Raw genomic sequence first — 16,201 nt, 5'->3', positions numbered from 1 at the left:
TCGTCGATTTCGCGGACCACGGCGGCGAGTTGTTCCGCCGATGCGCGGCCGTGCGGATCAGAGAGAAGCGAGGGGTGCTGGCGAGCGGACTCCGCTCGCTGATCGGCTCTACGACGCGCCGCTACCCGACCCCGATTAGTGTGCAGTGGAATGACATTGGCTCTGGTTTCACCCGCCACGATACCTACCTGACCCCACCCCACGGAATTGGATTTCGGCTACCCCAGCGCTGGGCTAAGGATATGGCGCGACCTTCCAAGGAGCGTACCCGATCTGGATCGATAATGGGAGACAAGCCGCGGCCGCGCACGTAGTCGTCAAAGGCTTCCGCCGTCGTCCATTTCGGCTGGTAGCCGAGTTCGGACCGCATCCGGCTGGTGTCCATCACACGGCCGTAACTCAAATATTCGAACTGATCGCGACTGATTTCGTTGTAACGGTTAGCACGCCTTAGGGAATCGAGTGCCCAGACTCCAAAACCCGGTACTGGCAAGGGAATTCGACCGGCCCGCCGGATCGCCTGCGACAGCATGATGATGCCGTCGGCGCCGATGTTGAACGTTCCGGCCTTGCCAGCCATCGCCGCACGCTCCAGCGCGCCGAGCGCATCCTGCTCGTGCAGCAACTGCAATCGCGCGTCACGACCGAACATGGTCGGCACCACCGGGCCGGCCAGATACCGCGACAGCGTGGTGTCCATCGCCGGGCCGATCATGTTGGCCAGGCGCAGAATCGTGACGGCGATGTCCGGCCGACGACGCCCCAACCCGCGCGCGTATCCCTCGATGTCGAGGCTGTCCTTGGCAAAACCGCCTCGAAAGGGCCGGCGACTCGTGCTGTCCTCGGTGAACATCACCGGGTCGTGGGCGTTCGAGCCGTAGACCTCTGACGTCGACTTGAGTACCACGCGGCGCACCGAGGGCGCCTTCTGGCAGGCGGCGAACAGCTGCATCGCGCCCATCACGTTGATTTCCTTCAGCGCCGCGGTGCCACCGGACCGCGGCGCGTACGACGCGGCGGCCGCGTGCACCACCGTGTCGACATCGCCATTGCGAATTACCTTGGCAATGAAGGGATTTCGGATGTCCGCACGAACGAACTCGGCGCGCCCCATCCGGCGCAGCATGTCCTTGCTGGGGGCGATCGCGTCGACCGCGATGATGCCGTTGATCATCGGGTTCTGCGCGAGCCGAGCCGTCAGGTAGCCGCCCAGAAACCGGCACGCCCCCGTGACGAGCACAACTTTGGGGTAGTGCACCGTGTTATCTGCGGAGTCGCCCGGTCCGGCGCCTTCCCCGTTCGACGGATCCACCCGAACAGCCTAGCGGCCGGCCGGGACAGCGGCATTACGGCTCATTACGGCCGCAGCGTGTGCTACTTGCCGAGTTTTCTGCGCTGCACCCGGGTGCGACGCAGCAGCTTGCGGTGCTTCTTCTTCGACATGCGCTTGCGCCGCTTCTTGATTACTGAACCCATGAACTCCGCTATCTGACCGTGACCTGCTTAGAAGATTGGACCCGGACACTTTACCCGGCGGGGCGCACGCAACACCAAACCGGCGTCCGTCAACCGCCGCGTAACCGCGAAGCCACACGTTTCCGATCACCCCCGGCGCCGGCGTCGGCTGCCCGATCGCCGGCCCGGTCGGCACCAGCTCAGCCCGCGTCGAAGTACGACGTTTCCAGCATGTCGTGGACCGCCTTGGCGTGCACGCGGAAGGAGCGCCCGACCCGAACCGCGGGCAGCTCACCGTTGTGCACCAACCGATAGACCGTCATCTTGGAGACCCGCATCAACGCGGCCACCTCAGCGACTGTGAGAAATTGCGTCCTGCCCTGCTGGCCATCGACGGAACTGGTGTCCCGCGGCTTACCTGCAGAATCTCGCGCTGATGGCCCGTTCGTAGACGTCATCGCAACCCAATCGTGTCAGGCACGCGCATGCCAGCGGCTTCCCCTCCGCTGGCACTAACACGTGCTTACAAGAGGAGAATAGCGGGACTAATGGGGTTATTGGTACTGGTGGGGGGCAACCAATTCAAAAAACTCGAATTATTCGGATGTAATTCTTAGCTGCTCAGAGCGCGTTTTGGCGGCCTGAACGGCCGCGTCGACGGCGGCCCGCAGCCCGCCTCGTTCGAGTTCCCGCAGTGCAGCGGCGGTGGTGCCGCCCGGCGAGGTGATCGTCGCCCGCAACTGCGTCGCCGTGGCCTCCACCCGCATCCCCGCCGGATCGTCCTGGTTCGCGGCCCGCTCGGAATCCATCCGTTCCAGCAGCATCGCCGCCGACCCGGCCATCGTCTGCGCGGTCAGGTTGGCGGCCACCTGGCGGCTCAGACCCGCCGCCACGCCCGCGTCGACCAACGCCTCGACCAGCAAGAAGAAATACGCCGGGCCCGAACCCGACAGCGCCGTCACGGCGTCCATCTGCGTCTCGGGCACGGTCAGCACCCCGCCGACGGAGTCGAACAGGGCCGAGACCCCCTCGAGCTGCGGCGGGCTGACAAAGCGGCCCTTGGCCAACGCGGTCACCCCGGCGCCGACCAGCGCCGCCGCGTTCGGCATCGCCCGCACCACCGGCGTCCCGGCCGGGAGTTTGGACTCGAAGTAGGTGATCGTGATCCCCGCCGCGACCGTCACGAACACCTGCTCGGCGCTCTCCGCCGTGCCGGCAGCCCGCGCCAGCTCCCCCATCACCGCCTCGACGTCCGCGGGCTTCACCGCGACGACCACGAATGTCGCGTTTTCCACCGCGTCGGCCACCGAAGTGACCCGCACCGAATAGGTGTCGGCCAGATAGTTGGCTCGCTCGGGGACCCGCTCGACTACCGCCAGGTCTTTCGCCTGCCGGCCCGCGCGCAGCAGACCCGACAGCAGTGCCTCCCCGATACTGCCGCCACCGATGATCGCGATTCTTGCCATGCCGGACAGCATCGCAGACCCCGGCTACCCCTGAGCGGCAGGGACCAGCGCCAGCTGGCGGGCCTGCACGACCAGGCGGCCGAGGCTGTCCACCACGATGTGGTCCTCGTCGAACCAGTCGTGCCCGATCTCCACACAGGTCGCGATGATTCGCAGCCAGCCATCGACAGGCAGACCGCGCAGGAAGGCGGTGAGCTGGATCGTGGGGGCCCAGCCGGTCCGTTCCACGGCGAAGGTCACCGGCGCCGACAGATCCCCGCACATGAGGGCGAACAGCGCGTCGGGAGCCACATCGCGGGGGCGCGCCCACATCTGGATCACCGGCGGGCGCCCGTCGACGCTGGGTGCCATGGTCGACAGCACCGGCCGGACGTCGCAGCCCTCGCCCAGGTGCACGAGACCGGCCAACGGGTGGCCGGGGCCGATCGGCTCGATGTCGTCGGGCGGCTCGGGCGCCATCAGGTCCACGACCGGGTTCGCCGACAGCAGGGGCGCCGCGTGGCCGTCAGGTGGAAAGTGTTCCGGCTCACCCAGATTGACCACCGCGTGCACGGCGGTGCGGTCCCCCTGCGTGAGCTCGACGTCGACGACGCTGATCCGCCGGCCCCGCTTCCGGATCGACGTCACCAGCCGCATCTCGCCGGGATCCGGCGCCCACAGGAAGCTCGCCGACACCGCGACCGGTTCCATTCCCGCCTGTCCAACCGCCGCGCGGGCGGCGTTGGCGCACAGCGCCAGCATCGCGCCGCCGTGCACCTTGGGCCCGATGGTCCAGTGCTTGTTCAGCTCGCCTTCAAATACGCCTGAGTCGACCTGCCGCAACGTCATCGCGGTGGTGAATAACGCGTCATCCATGCTCTTTTGGGGTCTCCCGGGTAGTCAGCGCAGCAGATGCGTCCGAGCGAACTGCAGCGATTCGATCAGCATGCTTTCGCGCTCGTTGGCTGAACGCGCGCTGGACGTGGACACCTCCAGGATGACGTGGCCGGCGAAATGGCTCGCGGCCAGCATCTGACACACCTCCACGGTGGGTTGTATGCCGCGTCCCGGCACCAGGTGCTCGTCGGCGGGCAGGCCGTTGCCGTCGCACAGGTGCAGGTGCACCAACCCCGCCCCCATTCGCTCCGCCATGTCCAGCGAGTCCGTGCCGGCGGTCGCCGTGTGCGACAGGTCCAGCGTGTAGTGGGCGTGGTTGCCGTCGAGCGGGTCGTACGACGGCGAGAACGCCGAAATCGCCGGGCCGGGGCCACCGCCGCGGCGGCGCATGCGTTCCAGCGACTGGCCCGCCCCGAAGAACCGGTCCGCCCGGAACGGGAACATGTTCTCCACCGCGATCAACACGTCGCTCGACGCTTCCAGCTCCGCGACCTGCTCGCTGAAGCCCTCCGCATAGCGTCGCTGCCAGCGAAACGGCGGGTGCACGACGACCGTCTGGGCGCCCAGTTGCTCGGCGGCCTGCACGCTGCGGTCGAGTTTGGGGATGGGGTTGGCGCCCCACACGCGCTGCGAGATCAGCAGGCACGGCGCGTGCACGGACAGCACCGGCACCCGGTAGCGCCTCGACAGCTTCTCGATCGCGTCGACGTCCTGGCTGACCGACTCGGCCCACACCATCAGCTCGACTCCGTCGTAGCCGAGCCGCTCCGCGTATTCGAAGGCGGCCTCGGCCCGCAACGGATAGACCGAAGCCGTGGAAAGTCCGACTTTGATGGCTGGGCGCACTGGCTGTAAGTGCCGCTAACCCGACTGCAACGACAGCGCCAGGGGACCCAGGGTGATCAAGGCACCCACCGCTACCGCGATCAACGTGCTGGCGATGTCCTCGGTCTTGCGCACCACGCGGACGCCGACCACCAGGCCGAGGATGACGAGCACCGAGAGCACCAGGGCCACGATGCTGTTCCAGCGCCACAACTGGTCGAACGCCACGAACAGCCCGGCGCCGAACGCGACGGCCAAGATCGACTGGAACACGACCACCGCGCCGCGCCACAGGGCGGCGAACCTGCCGGGCTCGGCGTGGGCGTCGGCACGCTCGGCCGCTGCGTGATCATCCTCGACTTCGTCCGCTCCCGCGGTCAGCGATCGCGCGTCCCCCCGGCCCGTCTCGTCGTCCTCGTCGTGGTCCTCTTCGCCCAGGAAGGAGCGCACGTAGGCGGAGTCGGTCAACCCGGGTTGGGCTTCTCGGACCTCGGAGTCCATGACGTCCACCGGCAGGTCGGCGTAATGGTCCATCGGGTCGAAGCTCATGTCCTCGGCGCCGGATTTCTTCCTGGGCCGTTCGGGCTTCTCGGGGGCGTCGCCGTGGCGCAGCGGCCGCGGGTATTCGCTGCGCTCGGGCCCCGGCGGACGCTTGGGCTGCGGCGGCGACTTGGGCCAGCGCGGTTCGGGCTCCGACCAGTAGGCGCTCTTGGATTGGTCTTTGGTGACCTGGGCCGGCCGCTCGGGGGCGACCGCGGTGGGCTCGGGACGTGTGGGCCGGGGCGGCTCGGCGACCTGGGCGGCGGTGCCGTTGGCAGCGGGTTCGGCCTCTTCCTCGTCGTCGTCACGAATGATCGGGATCTCGCCGGTCAGCTCGGCGACCGTGACCGAATCGCTGTCGCCGCGCCGCCGACGACGGCGACGGGTGACCGCGGGAGCGCCGATGGTCCCGTTCTTAGCCAGCAGTTCGGCCACCGAGATGGGCCGAGTACCCGGGCTCTCGGCCTCGAAGTCTGGTCCGGTCATTTGTCGCCTCTCGATCGGTTGCTGTTCCGATCAACTACCTGACCTACAGCATCGCGCACGGGAGCCTCCATGAGGGCCGTTCCATCGGCTTCGCTGTCGAGTTTTCGCAAGATGAGACCTTCCCGTAATGCCCACGGGCAGATATCCACGGATTCAATCGACAGTGCTCGCATGCTTGCCTCCGCCACCAGGGCGCCCGCCACGATCTGCGGCGCCCGTTCGGCGCTGACTCCTTCCAGTTCTGCCCGGTCAGCGGTCGTCATCCTAGAGATGAAAGATATGAGTTGCCTGAGGCCGTTTGCTGTGAGCGTCCTTTTGACCCGCGGCCCTGCCGCCGACGGCGCAGCTCCGGTGAGCCGTGCCAGCGAGCGAAACGTCTTCGAGGTCGCCACCGCAAGCTCCGGATTACCCGTTTCGAGCACGGTCACGCTGGCCTCGGCCAGCTCGGCGTCCAGCCAGTCCCGCAGCATCGCCACCCGGCGGCGGCCGGGCGGGTCGTCGGGCAGCCATTCGCGGCTCAGCCGCCCGGCGCCCAGCGGCAGCGACAGGGCCACCTCGGGCTCCTCGTCGACCCCGCTGGACATCTCCAGCGAGCCGCCACCGATATCGAGATTGATGATTCGCCCCGCGCTCCACCCGTACCAGCGGCGCACCGCCAGGAAGGTCAGCCTCGACTCGTCGACCCCGCTGAGCACCTGCAATTCGACGCCGGTCTCCTTGCGGACCCGCGCGAGCACGTCGTCGGAGTTCTCGGCGTCGCGCAGCGCGGACGTGGCGAACGCCATCAACTCGGCGCAGCCCGAGCTGTCCGCGATCTTGGCGAACTCGTCGATCGTCGAAATCAGCTTTTCCGCACCTCGCTTGGTGAGCTTGCCCGAGTTGTCGATCGACTCGGCCAGTCGCAGTGTCGCCTTCGTCGAACTCATCGGCGTCGGGTGCCCACCACGGTGGGCATCGACCACCAGCAGATGGACCGTGTTACTACCCACGTCGAGGACACCCAATCGCACGAGAACAACCTAGTCGTTGCGACAACGCGGGTGACGTTGCGACCCGAGTGTCAGGAGGTCAGCGTGCCGGAATCGTCGTCTAACGTGGATACGTGACGAATTCACACCCGGAGTCGGGACGCGAAGTCGAATTGGACTTCGCCCGTGAGTGGGTGGAGTTCTACGACCCGGACAATCCCGAGCACCTGATCGCGGCCGACCTCACCTGGTTGCTGTCGCGTTGGACGTGCGTATTCGGCACTCCGGCCTGCCACGGCACGGTGGAGGGCCGACCCGATGACGGCTGCTGCTCGCACGGGGCGTTCCTGTCCGACGACGACGACCGCGCCCGGCTGGACGACGCCGTCAAGCACCTGACCGACGAGGACTGGCAGTTCCGCGAAAAGGGCTTGGGCCGCAAGGGATACCTGGAACTCGACGAGCACGACGGGCAACCGCAATACCGCACCCGCAAACACAAGGACGCCTGTATCTTCCTGAACCGCCCGGGCTTTCCCGGCGGCACCGGATGCGCGCTGCACAGCAAGGCCCTCAAGCTGGGCGTGCCGCCCCTGACGATGAAACCCGACGTCTGCTGGCAGTTGCCGCTGCGGCGCAGCCAGGAGTGGGTGACGCGGCCCGACGGCACCGAGATCCTGAAAACCACGCTCACCGAATACGATCGCCGCGGCTGGGGTTCCGGCGGCGCGGACCTGCACTGGTACTGCACCGGCGACCCCGGCGCCCATGTCGGCGCCACGCAGGTGTGGGAGAGCATGGCCGACGAACTCACCGAGTTGCTGGGCGCCAAGGCCTATGCGGAACTGGCCGCAATGTGCAAGCGGCGCAGCAAGTTAGGGCTCATCGCGGTGCACCCCGCGACTCGCATCGCCGAGTAGCCCGTCGTTTTGTGCTAAGAACGATGAGTGCCGGTCCCCGACTTCATCGTTGAGCTTCGTCGCGCCATAGGCAACGCACCGTTGTGGCTGCCCGGCGTCACCGCTGTGACGATCCACGACCGAAAAGTGTTGCTGGTCAAGCGCTCTGACAACGGCGCGTGGACGGCCGTGACGGGGATCGTCGAGCCGGGCGAGAACCCGGCGGACTGCGCCGCCCGCGAGGTGAGCGAGGAGACCGGGGTCAGCGCGCGCGCCGCCAGGCTCGTCTGGGTACACGTCACCCGACCGACCGTGCACGCCAACGGCGATCGGGCGCAGTACCTCGATCACGTGTTTCGAATGCAGTGGCTATCCGGCGAGCCGTTCCCCGCCGACGACGAGAGCACCGACGCGGCGTGGTTCGACCTCGATGAGTTGCCGCCGATGACGGACGACATGCGTCGGCGTATCACGTTGAGCGCCAACGGCGGTGACCGGACTGTCTTTGATACCGACAGCCCGCCGGCCGATACCCCGGGCTAGCCCTCGAGCTTGTAACCCAGCCCGCGCACCGTGACCAGGTGCACCGGGTTGGCGGGGTCGGCCTCGATCTTGGACCGCAGGCGCTTGACGTGAACGTCGAGCGTCTTGGTGTCGCCGACGTAGTCGGCGCCCCACACCCGATCGATCAACTGCCCACGGGTCAGCACCCGGCCGCTGTTGCGCATCAGGTACTCGAGCAGGTCAAACTCCTTGAGCGGCAAGGTGATTGTGTCACCGTTGACCGATACGACGTGGCGTTCGACATCCATCCGCACCGGTCCGGACTCCAGCACGCCGTCGCTGATCTCGGAGTCGTCGTCACCGCCGCGACGCAGCACCGCCCGGATCCGGGCGATCAGCTCACGCGCCGAATAAGGCTTGGTCACATAGTCATCCGCGCCGAGCTCGAGCCCGACGACCTTGTCGATCTCGCTGTCCCGAGCGGTCACCATGATCACCGGCACGCTGGAACGGGAACGCAGCTGCTTGCACACGTCCGTGCCGGACATACCCGGCAGCATCAAATCGAGCAGCACGATGTCGGCGCCGCCACGGTCGAACTCGGCAAGCGCGGCCGACCCATCGGTCACCACCGTGGCCTCAAAGCCTTCCTTGCGGAGCAGGAAGGCCAAAGGATCGGCCAGCGACTCCTCGTCCTCCACGATCAGCACACTGGTCATGAGCGCCATTCCTCATTGCTGCGCTCTGCATCGTCATACGCGCGGGTCATCGACTTAGTTCTTCCTCTCGTTGTGAGCGGTTGGGCCGCACCTCGCGGCCCGCGGCGTGCTCGGATTGCTCATCGCCGCTTTGATAGGGCGGCATGGCCGCCGGGATTGACAGCGTGAACGTCGATCCGGTTCCGGGCTTGCTCCACACGCCGATGCTGCCGTTGTGGTTGGCCGCGACGTGCTTGACGATGGCCAGGCCCAGCCCGCTACCCCCGGTGGCGCGCGAACGCGCCTTGTCCCCTCGGAAAAATCGCTCGAAGACCCGCTCCTGGTCTTCCAGGGCAATCCCGATGCCGCGGTCGGTGACGGCGATCTCGATGTTGTCACCGCGGCGGCGACGGCTGATCGACACCGGCGAACCCGGCGGCGAATAGGCGATCGCGTTGGAGACCAGGTTGGCCAAAGCGGTCACCAGCAGCGTCTCGTCGCCCAATACCCGCAGACCGCTCGGAGTGTCGGTGCGAACCTCGATATCGGCGTTGTCGGCGGCCACCTTGTGACGCGAAATCGCTTCGGACACAACGGTATCGACTTCGACATCGGTCACGTTGGGCAACCGCTCGGCACCCTGCAGTCGCGACAGCTCGATCAGCTCGGCGACCATGTCCCCCAGCCGGTTGGCTTCAACGAGCACCTTTTCGGCGAACCGGCGCACGGTTTCGGAATCGTCGGCCGAGGCAAGCAGGGCCTCGGCGAGCAGCGCCATGGCGCCGACCGGGGTTTTGAGTTCGTGGCTGACGTTGGCCACGAAGTCGCGCCGAGTGGCCTCCATGCGCGCGTAGTCGGACTGATCGTGGGCGAAGACCACCGCGAACCGGCGGTCCTCCTCGCTCAGCAGCCGAGCCTGTCCGTGTACCGACAGCCCGGACCGGCCCCCCGCGCGTTTGGCCGGCCGCAGGTCGAATTCGACGTCGAGTCCGCCGAGTGCCTGCTGTGCCGCCTCCCAGGCCTGGTCGTCGAGCTGGCGGTCGCGGACCAGACCCAGCTCCTTGGCGCGATCGTTGAGGTATACGACGTCGCGATGGGAATCGACCACGGCGGTGGCAAGCGGCATGAGCGCGACGATGCGTTGCAGCATCTGCGCGACGGTGATTCCGGTCCATTCCGCGCTCACGCGCTGGCGCCGCTGGGCGGACCGGGAGGACAGACGGGCCCCGACCGCCACACCGACGCCCAGCCCCAGAACGGACAAGACCCCGGCCAGTAACAGCGCCGAGAACACAGTCACATAGAAAATCCTACAAATCTTTCTTAACGCTGCCCTAGCGGAGCGAGGCCAAAATCGGACAAGTCACATCCTGCGCCACAGGTGTTCCGCCCTCGTTCACGCGATGTTTGATCAACAGGCCTATTAGACACCCAACAGGCCGATTAGCGACGTCACCCGCGCCCCTGGCCGGCAACCGCCGCGGCGCCGGCCGCGGCCGCCTCCGGGTCGAGATAGGTGCCGCCCGGCACCACCGGTCGCAAATCCGCGTCCAGTTCGTACCGCAGCGGAATACCGGTCGGAATGTTCAGCGAGACGATGTCCTCGTCGGACATTTGGTCCAGGTATTTGACCAGGGCCCGCAACGAATTGCCGTGGGCGACCATCAACACGGTCTTGCCGCTGCGCAGATCCGGAACGATGACGTCGGTGAAGTACGGCAGGAAGCGGACCACCACGTCGGCGAGGCACTCGGTGAGCGGACCGCCGCTGATATCCGCGTAGCGCGGGTCGGTGTCCTGGCTGTACTTGCTGCCCTTCTCGATCGGCGGAGGCGGCGTGTCGTAGCTGCGTCGCCAGGCCATGAACTGTTCTTCGCCGTAGCGTTCCTTGGTCTCGGCCTTGTCCAGGCCCTGCAGCGCCCCGTAGTGCCGTTCGTTGAGCCGCCAACTGCGCCGCACCGGAATCCACAACCGATCAGCGGCGTCCAGCGCCAGGTCGGCGGTGGTGATCGCCCGGCGCAGCAGCGACGTGTAGAGGACGTCGGGCAGCAGGTCGTGTTCGATTAGCAGCTCGCCGCTGCGCACTGCCTCGGCCCGGCCCTTGTCGGTCAGCCCGACGTCCACCCATCCGGTGAAGAGGTTGAGGGCATTCCAGTCGCTTTCGCCGTGGCGCAGCAGCACCAACGTCGCAGTGTCTCCCATGCCGCTCAGTCTCTCACGCAGCTATTCGTCGTCGTCTTCGTCGATTAGGTGGGCGAACGCCTCCAGGTTCTTCAACGACTCACCGCGAGACACCCGCCAGTCCCATTCCTTCTGGATCGACGAGCGAAAACCCAACTCGAGCAACGTATTAAAGTCCGAATCCACCGCTTCGAGCACCTGTCCCAGCACGCGGTCGAGCTCGTCGGCGTCGACCGACCCCAGCGACATCCGGCCCACCAGGTAGATGTCGCCGACGTTGTCCAGCGTGTAGGCGACACCGTAGAGCCGGCGATTGCGCTTGAGCAGAAAGCGGTACACGCCTTCGTGGTTCTCGTCGGGTTTGCGGCACACGAAAGCCTCGATGCGCACCGAATGCTCGCCGATGCTCAAAATGGTGTTCGTCTTGAGCTTGCGCTCGCCGGGCAGTTCCACCACCAACCCGGACTGTCCGCCATGTGCCCCAGCGTGTTTCGAGTAGGTCAGCTCGCTGGCTTGCAGGGCATCCTCGATGACTTGCTCGACTGTCGAGGCGCTCATGCGCCCACTCCCCTGCGCTCGGCGGTGTACTCCCTGATCGCGCGCCGATAGCTGGCCAGCAGCGCGTCGGTGGTGTTCTCCCAGGAGAACGTGGCCGCGTGCGCGGCGGCCGCGCGGCCCATCGCCTCCGCGCGCGGCGCGGGCAGTCGCAGCATCCCGTCGAGGGCGTCTGCCCACCGGTCGACCTCGTGCCCGGCCACCAACGTGCCCGTGACGCCGTCGCGCACGGCCACCGGAAGCCCGCCGACGGCGGCCGCCACCACCGGCGTGCCACACGCCTGCGCCTCGACGGCCACCAGGCCGAACGACTCCGAATAGCTCGGCACGGCGACCAGGCTGGCAGCCTGGAACAGCGTGGCCAGATTCGCACGGGACTGCGGGGGCAGGAACGTCACCCGGTCGCTGATGCCGAGTTCGTCGGCCAGCCGGGCCAATCCGTCCGGCGAGGACAGACCGCTGCCCGACGGGCCGCCGGCCACCACGATGCGGACCCCCGGCAGTTTCGCGGCGGCGCGCAGCACGATGTCGGGCGCCTTCAGCGGCTGAATGCGCCCCACGAACGCCACCAGGTCGCCGTCGAGCGGAAGCCCGAGCGCGGCGCGGGCCGCCCGCCGGTCACCGGGGCGGAACACCTCGAGGTCGACGCCCGGGTGGACCACGTCGATCCTCGCGGGATCGGCATGGTGTATCAAAATCAGTTGCGACGCTTCGTCATCGGTGTTGACGATCAGCCGGTCGGCCTCCTCGACGACCTGCTGCTCCCCCACCGTGCGCAACGGCGGTTCGGGCGCGTCGCCGTCGGCCAGGGCGGCGTTCTTGACCGCGGCCAACGTGTGCGCGGTGTGCACCAGCGGCACCGCCCAGCGGTCGCGGGCCAGCCAGCCGACCTGCCCGGACAACCAGTAGTGCGAGTGCACGATGTCGTAGTAGCCGGGTTCGTGCGATGCCTCGGCGCGCAGCACCCCGGCCGCAAACGCACACAGCTGAGTGGGCAGGTCGTACTTGTCCAGGCCCTCGAACGGCCCCGCCACGACGTTGCGCACCAGCACCCCGGGCGCCACCCGCGCCAACGGCGGATCGGCGGACGCGGTGGCCCGGGTGAAAATCTCCACCTCGATGCCCCGCTTTGCCAGATGTAGCGCGGTTTGCAGCACATAGACGTTCATGCCGCCCGCGTCGCCGGTGCCCGGTTGAGCGAGCGGTGAGGTGTGCACCGCCAACACTGCGACCCGGCGGGGTTGATTCAGCCGGTAAACATCCCGGGATGCCTCCCGGGAAAATTCGTTGTGCCGCACTCTGTCATCTTTACAGGACGGTCCGTGAGCCGGACCAAGCGCGCAGGACACAGGCGTTCCGCTAGGCGGAAGACTCATCGCTTTCGACGTCACGCAGGCGGGCGTCCAGCGCACCCGCGCGCCGCATCGCGCCCAGCGGGTCGGCGTACAAGCCGCCCAGCGACACAGTCCCCGCGCCGGCCTCCTGCACCCGGTTGCCGAACACGGTCACCCGAATGTCGCGCGGCGCCAGCACGGAGCGTGCGGCGAACGCCGCCTCCACGTGCTCCATCGCCTCGGGGTACTCGGTGAAAGCCTGGCCACCGACCACGAGCTCGTCGGGGTTGAGCATGTCGCGCAGCAGGGCCACCGCCTCACCGAGGACGCGCCCGCGCTCGGCGAGCAGGTCCTTGGCCTGCTGGTTGCCCGCCCGCGCCACCCGCAACAGGTCGGTCGTGCCGGCCGCCGAGGCCTTGGCCTGGCCGGTGGGTGCGAACGGCAGGATGCGCAGCCGCCGGGCCGCGGCCACCACCGCCTCGTCGCTGACGGTCGATTCCAATTGCCCTGTGCCGCCGAGCAATTCGGAGTAGGCGGGTAGGCTCGCAATGGTGCCGGGGCCGCTGGCCGGGCAGTGCACCCGCCCGCCGATCACCAGCGCGTAGCCGACGGTCTCGCGGGCGTAGACGTAGAGGCTGGTCGGCGAGCTGGGCAGAAACCGCCGCATGCCGAGCAGCAGTTCGGCGCCGGCCATGGCGTCGACGTGTGAGGCTACCGACACCGGCAGGCCCAGCGCATCGGCCAGCACGTTCCCGACCGGTGCCTGCCGCCAGCCCAGCCGCGGGTGGTCGACGTTGCCGGTGGCGCTGTCGACGGTGCCACCGATCGCGACTCCGACCCACAGTGGGCGGCGCCGATGCCAACGCCTCAGGTACCGGCTGGCGCTGTCGGCCAGCGACGCCAGCGCGGGCCCGGCCGGGCTCAGCGGCGTCGGCGTCTCGACCGTGTCGAGCGTGCGGCCGAACAGGTCGGTGGCCACGATGCTGGTGGTTCGCGCACCGATGTGGATGCCCAGCGTCACGAACGGTTCGTGGTTGACCTCGACCGGAACGCGCGGGCGGCCGATCGCCCCCGCGACGGCCAGGTCGGCGCGCTCGCGCAGCAGGCCTGCGTCGAGCAGCGCGATCACCTGGCGGTTGACCGTCGCGATGCTCAGCGAAGTGACCCCGGCGATGACGTCACGGCCGACGGGGCCGCGCAACCGGACCGCGCGGAAGACGGATGCCGCCGCCGATTCGGGGATGTGCAGTGCCGGCGCCACGATCTGGCGGCGTACCGGACGGTGCCCTGTGTGACCGGGTAGCCGGTTGGGCGAATGATGTGTGAGGGTATTCGAGCGCACGTGCGTCCTTTGTCCGAGTTTTAACGGCCGGTCTTCGGCCAGTCCTGAATGGGGTCAGGAGCGGCAAAGTGCGCAGCAACAACACGCACCCGCCGCGCAAAGACACGCGGTGGTCGTGGTGTTGAACAGGGCGCTGTGGAGCACGTCGAAAAATTTACCACGTTTATTAAGGTTGCTTCGATGGCTAGATCTATCAGGAATGATGAGCGGGTAGCGGTCGTCACCGGCGCAAGCTCCGGAATTGGCGAGGCGACAGCCCGAATTCTTGCTGCGCAAGGGTTCCACGTCGTTGCCGTGGCGCGCCGGGCGGAGCGGATCGAGGCCCTCGCCGACGAGGTCGGCGGGACCGCAGTTGTGGCCGATGTCACAGACGACGCGGCTATCGAGAGCCTCGCCGGCAAACTGAACCGCGTCGACGTATTGGTCAACAACGCCGGCGGCGCCCGCGGGCTCGCGCCGGTGGCCGACTCGGATCTCGAGCACTGGCGCTGGATGTGGGAGACCAACGTGCTGGGCACGCTGCGGGTCACACGCGCGCTGCTGCCCAAGCTGATCGATTCCGGCGACGGCCTGATCGTTACGGTGACTTCCGTTGCCGCACTTGAGGTTTACGACAAGGGCGCGGGTTACACCGCGGCCAAACACGCGCAGGGGGCGTTGCACCGCACGTTGCGCGGCGAGCTGCTCGGGAAGCCGGTGCGGCTCACCGAGATCGCACCGGGTGCGGTCGAGACCGAATTCTCGCTGGTCCGCTTCGACGGCGACCAGGAACGCGCCGATTCCGTCTACACCGGCATCACGCCGTTGGTGGCGGCCGACGTCGCCGAGGTGATCGGGTTCGTGGCCTCGCGGCCGTCCCACGTGGACCTCGACCTGATCGTCATGAAGCCCCGCGATCAGGCCACGACCAGCAGGTTTAACCGCCAGGGCTAGACGACGAGGTGGTGGGGCTCGTAGTCGTGGTCCCGCTGGAGGTGGTCGTCGTCGGCGTGCCCGACAGGGTCGGCGCATCCGACGGCGTGACCGGTGCCGTGACAGGGATCTGCGACGCGGGCGCGTGCGCCGTCGGGGGAGGTAGCGCCGACATCGCGACCCAGGTGTCCCAGTCCACGGCCCAGTCCCAGATGTCGCCGTCGGAGTAGGACAGCTGGATCGAGCTGCCGGTCACCTCGACCGGGTCGCCGTAGATCGCCGTGCTGTAGTACTGCTCAGCGTCGCCGGTGGACAGGTTGATGCAGCCGTTGGTGACGTTGCTGTTGCCCTGCGCGCCCGCGCTGGACGGGTTGGCGTGGATGAACTCGCCGTTGTTGGAGATCCGCACAGCCCACCGTTCGTGGGCGTTGGTGTAGCCGGCGGCCGGGTTGGACATGTAGAAGTCGGAGTACTTCTCGGTGACGACGTGAATGCCGTTTCGGGTGACGTTGCGCGCCTTGTCGGCCTCCCCGTAGCTGCACGCGAAGTCCATGATGACGCCCTCGTCGCGGAGCACCTGGATGCGATGCGAGGAAACCTCGGCCCTGACGACCTGCTTGCGCCCGATCTGGATCTTCAGCGACATGTCCTGAGCGCCGTAGGCGCCCTCGCCGAACGGCAGCCCGTAGAACTTGGCGTCGACGTTGACCGTGGTGCCCGCGGGGTAGTACTCGCGGGACCGGTAGTGGATCCGGGCGCCCTTCGCTTCGTCGGGCAGCCAGGCCCAGCTGCCCTCGACGGGCGGCTCAGTGGTGATCGAGATGGCCTTCTCGACGGCGGCCTTATCGCTGATCGGCGCGTCGAACTGGATGATGATCGGCGCCGCCACGCCGACGGTCTGGCCGTCGGCCAGCTGGAATCCACCGTCGATCTTCTTGGTGGTCGAAACCGTGCTGAACTTGCCCGCGACCGGGATCGCCTTGCCGTCGTGCCCTACAGCCGAGCCGCTCCAGGTATAGGTGGTCTCGTAGCCCAGCGGCTCGGTCGTCGTGTAGACGGTGCGGTCCTGGTTGAAGGCCCCCGCGACGGGCTTGCCCGACGAGTTGGTCAGCGTGACGTGCTGGAACCAGCCGTCGCTGACCTCGACGCTGATCGGAGCG

18 protein-coding genes and 1 pseudogene are annotated in these 16,201 nt (G+C 67.5%); 3 read left to right on the top strand and 16 right to left on the bottom strand.

The features are described 5' to 3' along the window. The 9 genes and pseudogenes from JOZ00_RS07360 to JOZ00_RS07320 form a co-directional block, all read right to left on the bottom strand. A pseudogene (locus tag JOZ00_RS07360) lies at positions 1–203 on the bottom strand (hypothetical protein); the annotation flags it as partial. After that, positions 185–1,312 (bottom strand): SDR family oxidoreductase, encoded by a 1,128-nt coding sequence (locus tag JOZ00_RS07355; RefSeq protein ID WP_293341809.1) that lies wholly within the window; start codon positions 1,310–1,312, stop codon positions 185–187. The pseudogene JOZ00_RS07360 and the gene JOZ00_RS07355, both read right to left, overlap by 19 nt. Positions 1,313–1,374: 62 nt before the next feature. Then, the gene (locus JOZ00_RS07350; RefSeq protein WP_003402602.1) at positions 1,375–1,476 is read right to left on the bottom strand and encodes an AURKAIP1/COX24 domain-containing protein; all 102 of its coding nucleotides are present in this window, start codon (positions 1,474–1,476) and stop codon (positions 1,375–1,377) included. Positions 1,477–1,655: 179 nt separating this feature from the next. After that, a complete protein-coding gene (locus JOZ00_RS07345; protein WP_293341806.1) occupies positions 1,656–1,913 on the bottom strand; it encodes a cell division/environmental response transcriptional regulator in 258 nt (85 codons plus the stop codon). A 138-nt stretch (positions 1,914–2,051) separates the two neighbouring features. Continuing rightward, positions 2,052–2,921, bottom strand: a complete 870-nt coding sequence (gene proC / locus JOZ00_RS07340; protein WP_293341803.1) for a pyrroline-5-carboxylate reductase — start codon at positions 2,919–2,921, stop codon at positions 2,052–2,054. Positions 2,922–2,945: 24 nt separating this feature from the next. Beyond that, positions 2,946–3,776, bottom strand: coding sequence for a thioesterase family protein (locus JOZ00_RS07335; protein ID WP_293341800.1), 831 nt, complete (start codon positions 3,774–3,776; stop codon positions 2,946–2,948). A 24-nt stretch (positions 3,777–3,800) separates the two neighbouring features. Beyond that, entirely contained in the window at positions 3,801–4,643 is an 843-nt protein-coding gene (locus JOZ00_RS07330) for a sugar phosphate isomerase/epimerase (protein WP_293341797.1), read from the bottom strand. Between the two features lie 15 nt (positions 4,644–4,658). Further along, positions 4,659–5,648: a hypothetical protein gene (locus tag JOZ00_RS07325; RefSeq protein ID WP_293341794.1), complete on the bottom strand. Its 990-nt coding sequence runs from the start codon at positions 5,646–5,648 to the stop codon at positions 4,659–4,661. Next, the gene (locus JOZ00_RS07320; RefSeq protein WP_293341791.1) at positions 5,645–6,658 is read right to left on the bottom strand and encodes a Ppx/GppA phosphatase family protein; all 1,014 of its coding nucleotides are present in this window, start codon (positions 6,656–6,658) and stop codon (positions 5,645–5,647) included. Before JOZ00_RS07320 ends, JOZ00_RS07325 begins: the two co-directional genes overlap by 4 nt. Before the next feature lie 92 nt (positions 6,659–6,750). Between JOZ00_RS07320 and JOZ00_RS07315 the strand changes: the two genes are divergently transcribed. Together JOZ00_RS07315 and JOZ00_RS07310 are read left to right on the top strand one after the other, a co-directional pair. Then, on the top strand, positions 6,751–7,536 hold the full coding sequence (locus tag JOZ00_RS07315; protein ID WP_293341789.1) for a hypothetical protein: 786 nt from the start codon (positions 6,751–6,753) through the stop codon (positions 7,534–7,536). Positions 7,537–7,563: 27 nt separating this feature from the next. Continuing rightward, positions 7,564–8,058: an NUDIX domain-containing protein gene (locus JOZ00_RS07310; protein ID WP_293341786.1), complete on the top strand. Its 495-nt coding sequence runs from the start codon at positions 7,564–7,566 to the stop codon at positions 8,056–8,058. Here the strand turns inward: JOZ00_RS07310 and regX are convergent. The 6 genes from regX to JOZ00_RS07280 all read right to left on the bottom strand — a co-directional run bounded on the left by regX (position 8,055) and on the right by JOZ00_RS07280 (position 14,051). Next, positions 8,055–8,738, bottom strand: coding sequence for a two-component sensory transduction protein RegX (gene regX / locus JOZ00_RS07305; RefSeq protein WP_293341783.1), 684 nt, complete (start codon positions 8,736–8,738; stop codon positions 8,055–8,057). The genes JOZ00_RS07310 and regX overlap by 4 nt on opposite strands. Positions 8,739–8,784: 46 nt before the next feature. After that, positions 8,785–10,017: an ATP-binding protein gene (locus JOZ00_RS07300; RefSeq protein ID WP_293341780.1), complete on the bottom strand. Its 1,233-nt coding sequence runs from the start codon at positions 10,015–10,017 to the stop codon at positions 8,785–8,787. 152 nt (positions 10,018–10,169) lie between these two features. Then, entirely contained in the window at positions 10,170–10,919 is a 750-nt protein-coding gene (locus JOZ00_RS07295) for a phosphoglyceromutase (protein WP_293341777.1), read from the bottom strand. Positions 10,920–10,940: 21 nt separating this feature from the next. Then, positions 10,941–11,456, bottom strand: coding sequence for a YbjN domain-containing protein (locus JOZ00_RS07290; protein WP_293341775.1), 516 nt, complete (start codon positions 11,454–11,456; stop codon positions 10,941–10,943). Continuing rightward, positions 11,453–12,829 carry a D-inositol-3-phosphate glycosyltransferase gene (gene mshA / locus JOZ00_RS07285; protein WP_293341772.1) on the bottom strand — a complete coding sequence of 459 codons (1,377 nt, stop codon included), beginning with the start codon at positions 12,827–12,829 and terminating at the stop codon, positions 11,453–11,455. The genes JOZ00_RS07290 and mshA overlap by 4 nt, the downstream gene beginning before the upstream one ends. Further along, a complete protein-coding gene (locus JOZ00_RS07280; protein ID WP_293341812.1) occupies positions 12,813–14,051 on the bottom strand; it encodes an ROK family protein in 1,239 nt (412 codons plus the stop codon). Before JOZ00_RS07280 ends, mshA begins: the two co-directional genes overlap by 17 nt. 258 nt (positions 14,052–14,309) lie before the next feature. Here JOZ00_RS07280 and JOZ00_RS07275 point away from each other — a divergent pair, with 258 nt between their 5' ends. Next, complete coding sequence (locus tag JOZ00_RS07275; RefSeq protein ID WP_293341768.1) at positions 14,310–15,062, top strand: SDR family oxidoreductase; 753 nt, start codon at positions 14,310–14,312, stop codon at positions 15,060–15,062. Here JOZ00_RS07275 and JOZ00_RS07270 read toward each other — a convergent pair. Beyond that, positions 15,046–16,201 (bottom strand): Ig-like domain-containing protein (locus JOZ00_RS07270; RefSeq protein ID WP_293341765.1); only part of this gene is annotated, 1,156 nt, incomplete at its 5' end. The two genes, JOZ00_RS07275 and JOZ00_RS07270, sit on opposite strands and share 17 nt — an antisense overlap.

The organism is Mycobacterium sp. (assembly GCF_019243155.1).
Taxonomy (GTDB): Bacteria; Actinomycetota; Actinomycetes; order Mycobacteriales; family Mycobacteriaceae; genus Mycobacterium.
This window is presented reverse-complemented; position numbering and strand designations above follow the sequence as displayed.

What these genes read in the sequence shown, in the direction of transcription:
- JOZ00_RS07350 (WP_003402602.1), bottom strand. Translation starts at nt 1,476, where the DNA reads ATGGGTTCAGTAATCAAGAAGCGGCGCAAGCGCATGTCGAAGAAGAAG.
- JOZ00_RS07345 (WP_293341806.1), bottom strand. Translation starts at nt 1,913, where the DNA reads ATGACGTCTACGAACGGGCCATCAGCGCGAGATTCTGCAGGTAAGCCG.
- proC (WP_293341803.1), bottom strand. Translation starts at nt 2,921, where the DNA reads ATGGCAAGAATCGCGATCATCGGTGGCGGCAGTATCGGGGAGGCACTG.
- JOZ00_RS07335 (WP_293341800.1), bottom strand. Translation starts at nt 3,776, where the DNA reads ATGGATGACGCGTTATTCACCACCGCGATGACGTTGCGGCAGGTCGAC.
- JOZ00_RS07325 (WP_293341794.1), bottom strand. Translation starts at nt 5,648, where the DNA reads ATGACCGGACCAGACTTCGAGGCCGAGAGCCCGGGTACTCGGCCCATC.
- regX (WP_293341783.1), bottom strand. Translation starts at nt 8,738, where the DNA reads ATGACCAGTGTGCTGATCGTGGAGGACGAGGAGTCGCTGGCCGATCCT.
- JOZ00_RS07295 (WP_293341777.1), bottom strand. Translation starts at nt 10,919, where the DNA reads ATGGGAGACACTGCGACGTTGGTGCTGCTGCGCCACGGCGAAAGCGAC.
- JOZ00_RS07290 (WP_293341775.1), bottom strand. Translation starts at nt 11,456, where the DNA reads ATGAGCGCCTCGACAGTCGAGCAAGTCATCGAGGATGCCCTGCAAGCC.
- mshA (WP_293341772.1), bottom strand. Translation starts at nt 12,829, where the DNA reads ATGAGTCTTCCGCCTAGCGGAACGCCTGTGTCCTGCGCGCTTGGTCCG.
- JOZ00_RS07275 (WP_293341768.1), top strand. Translation starts at nt 14,310, where the DNA reads ATGGCTAGATCTATCAGGAATGATGAGCGGGTAGCGGTCGTCACCGGC.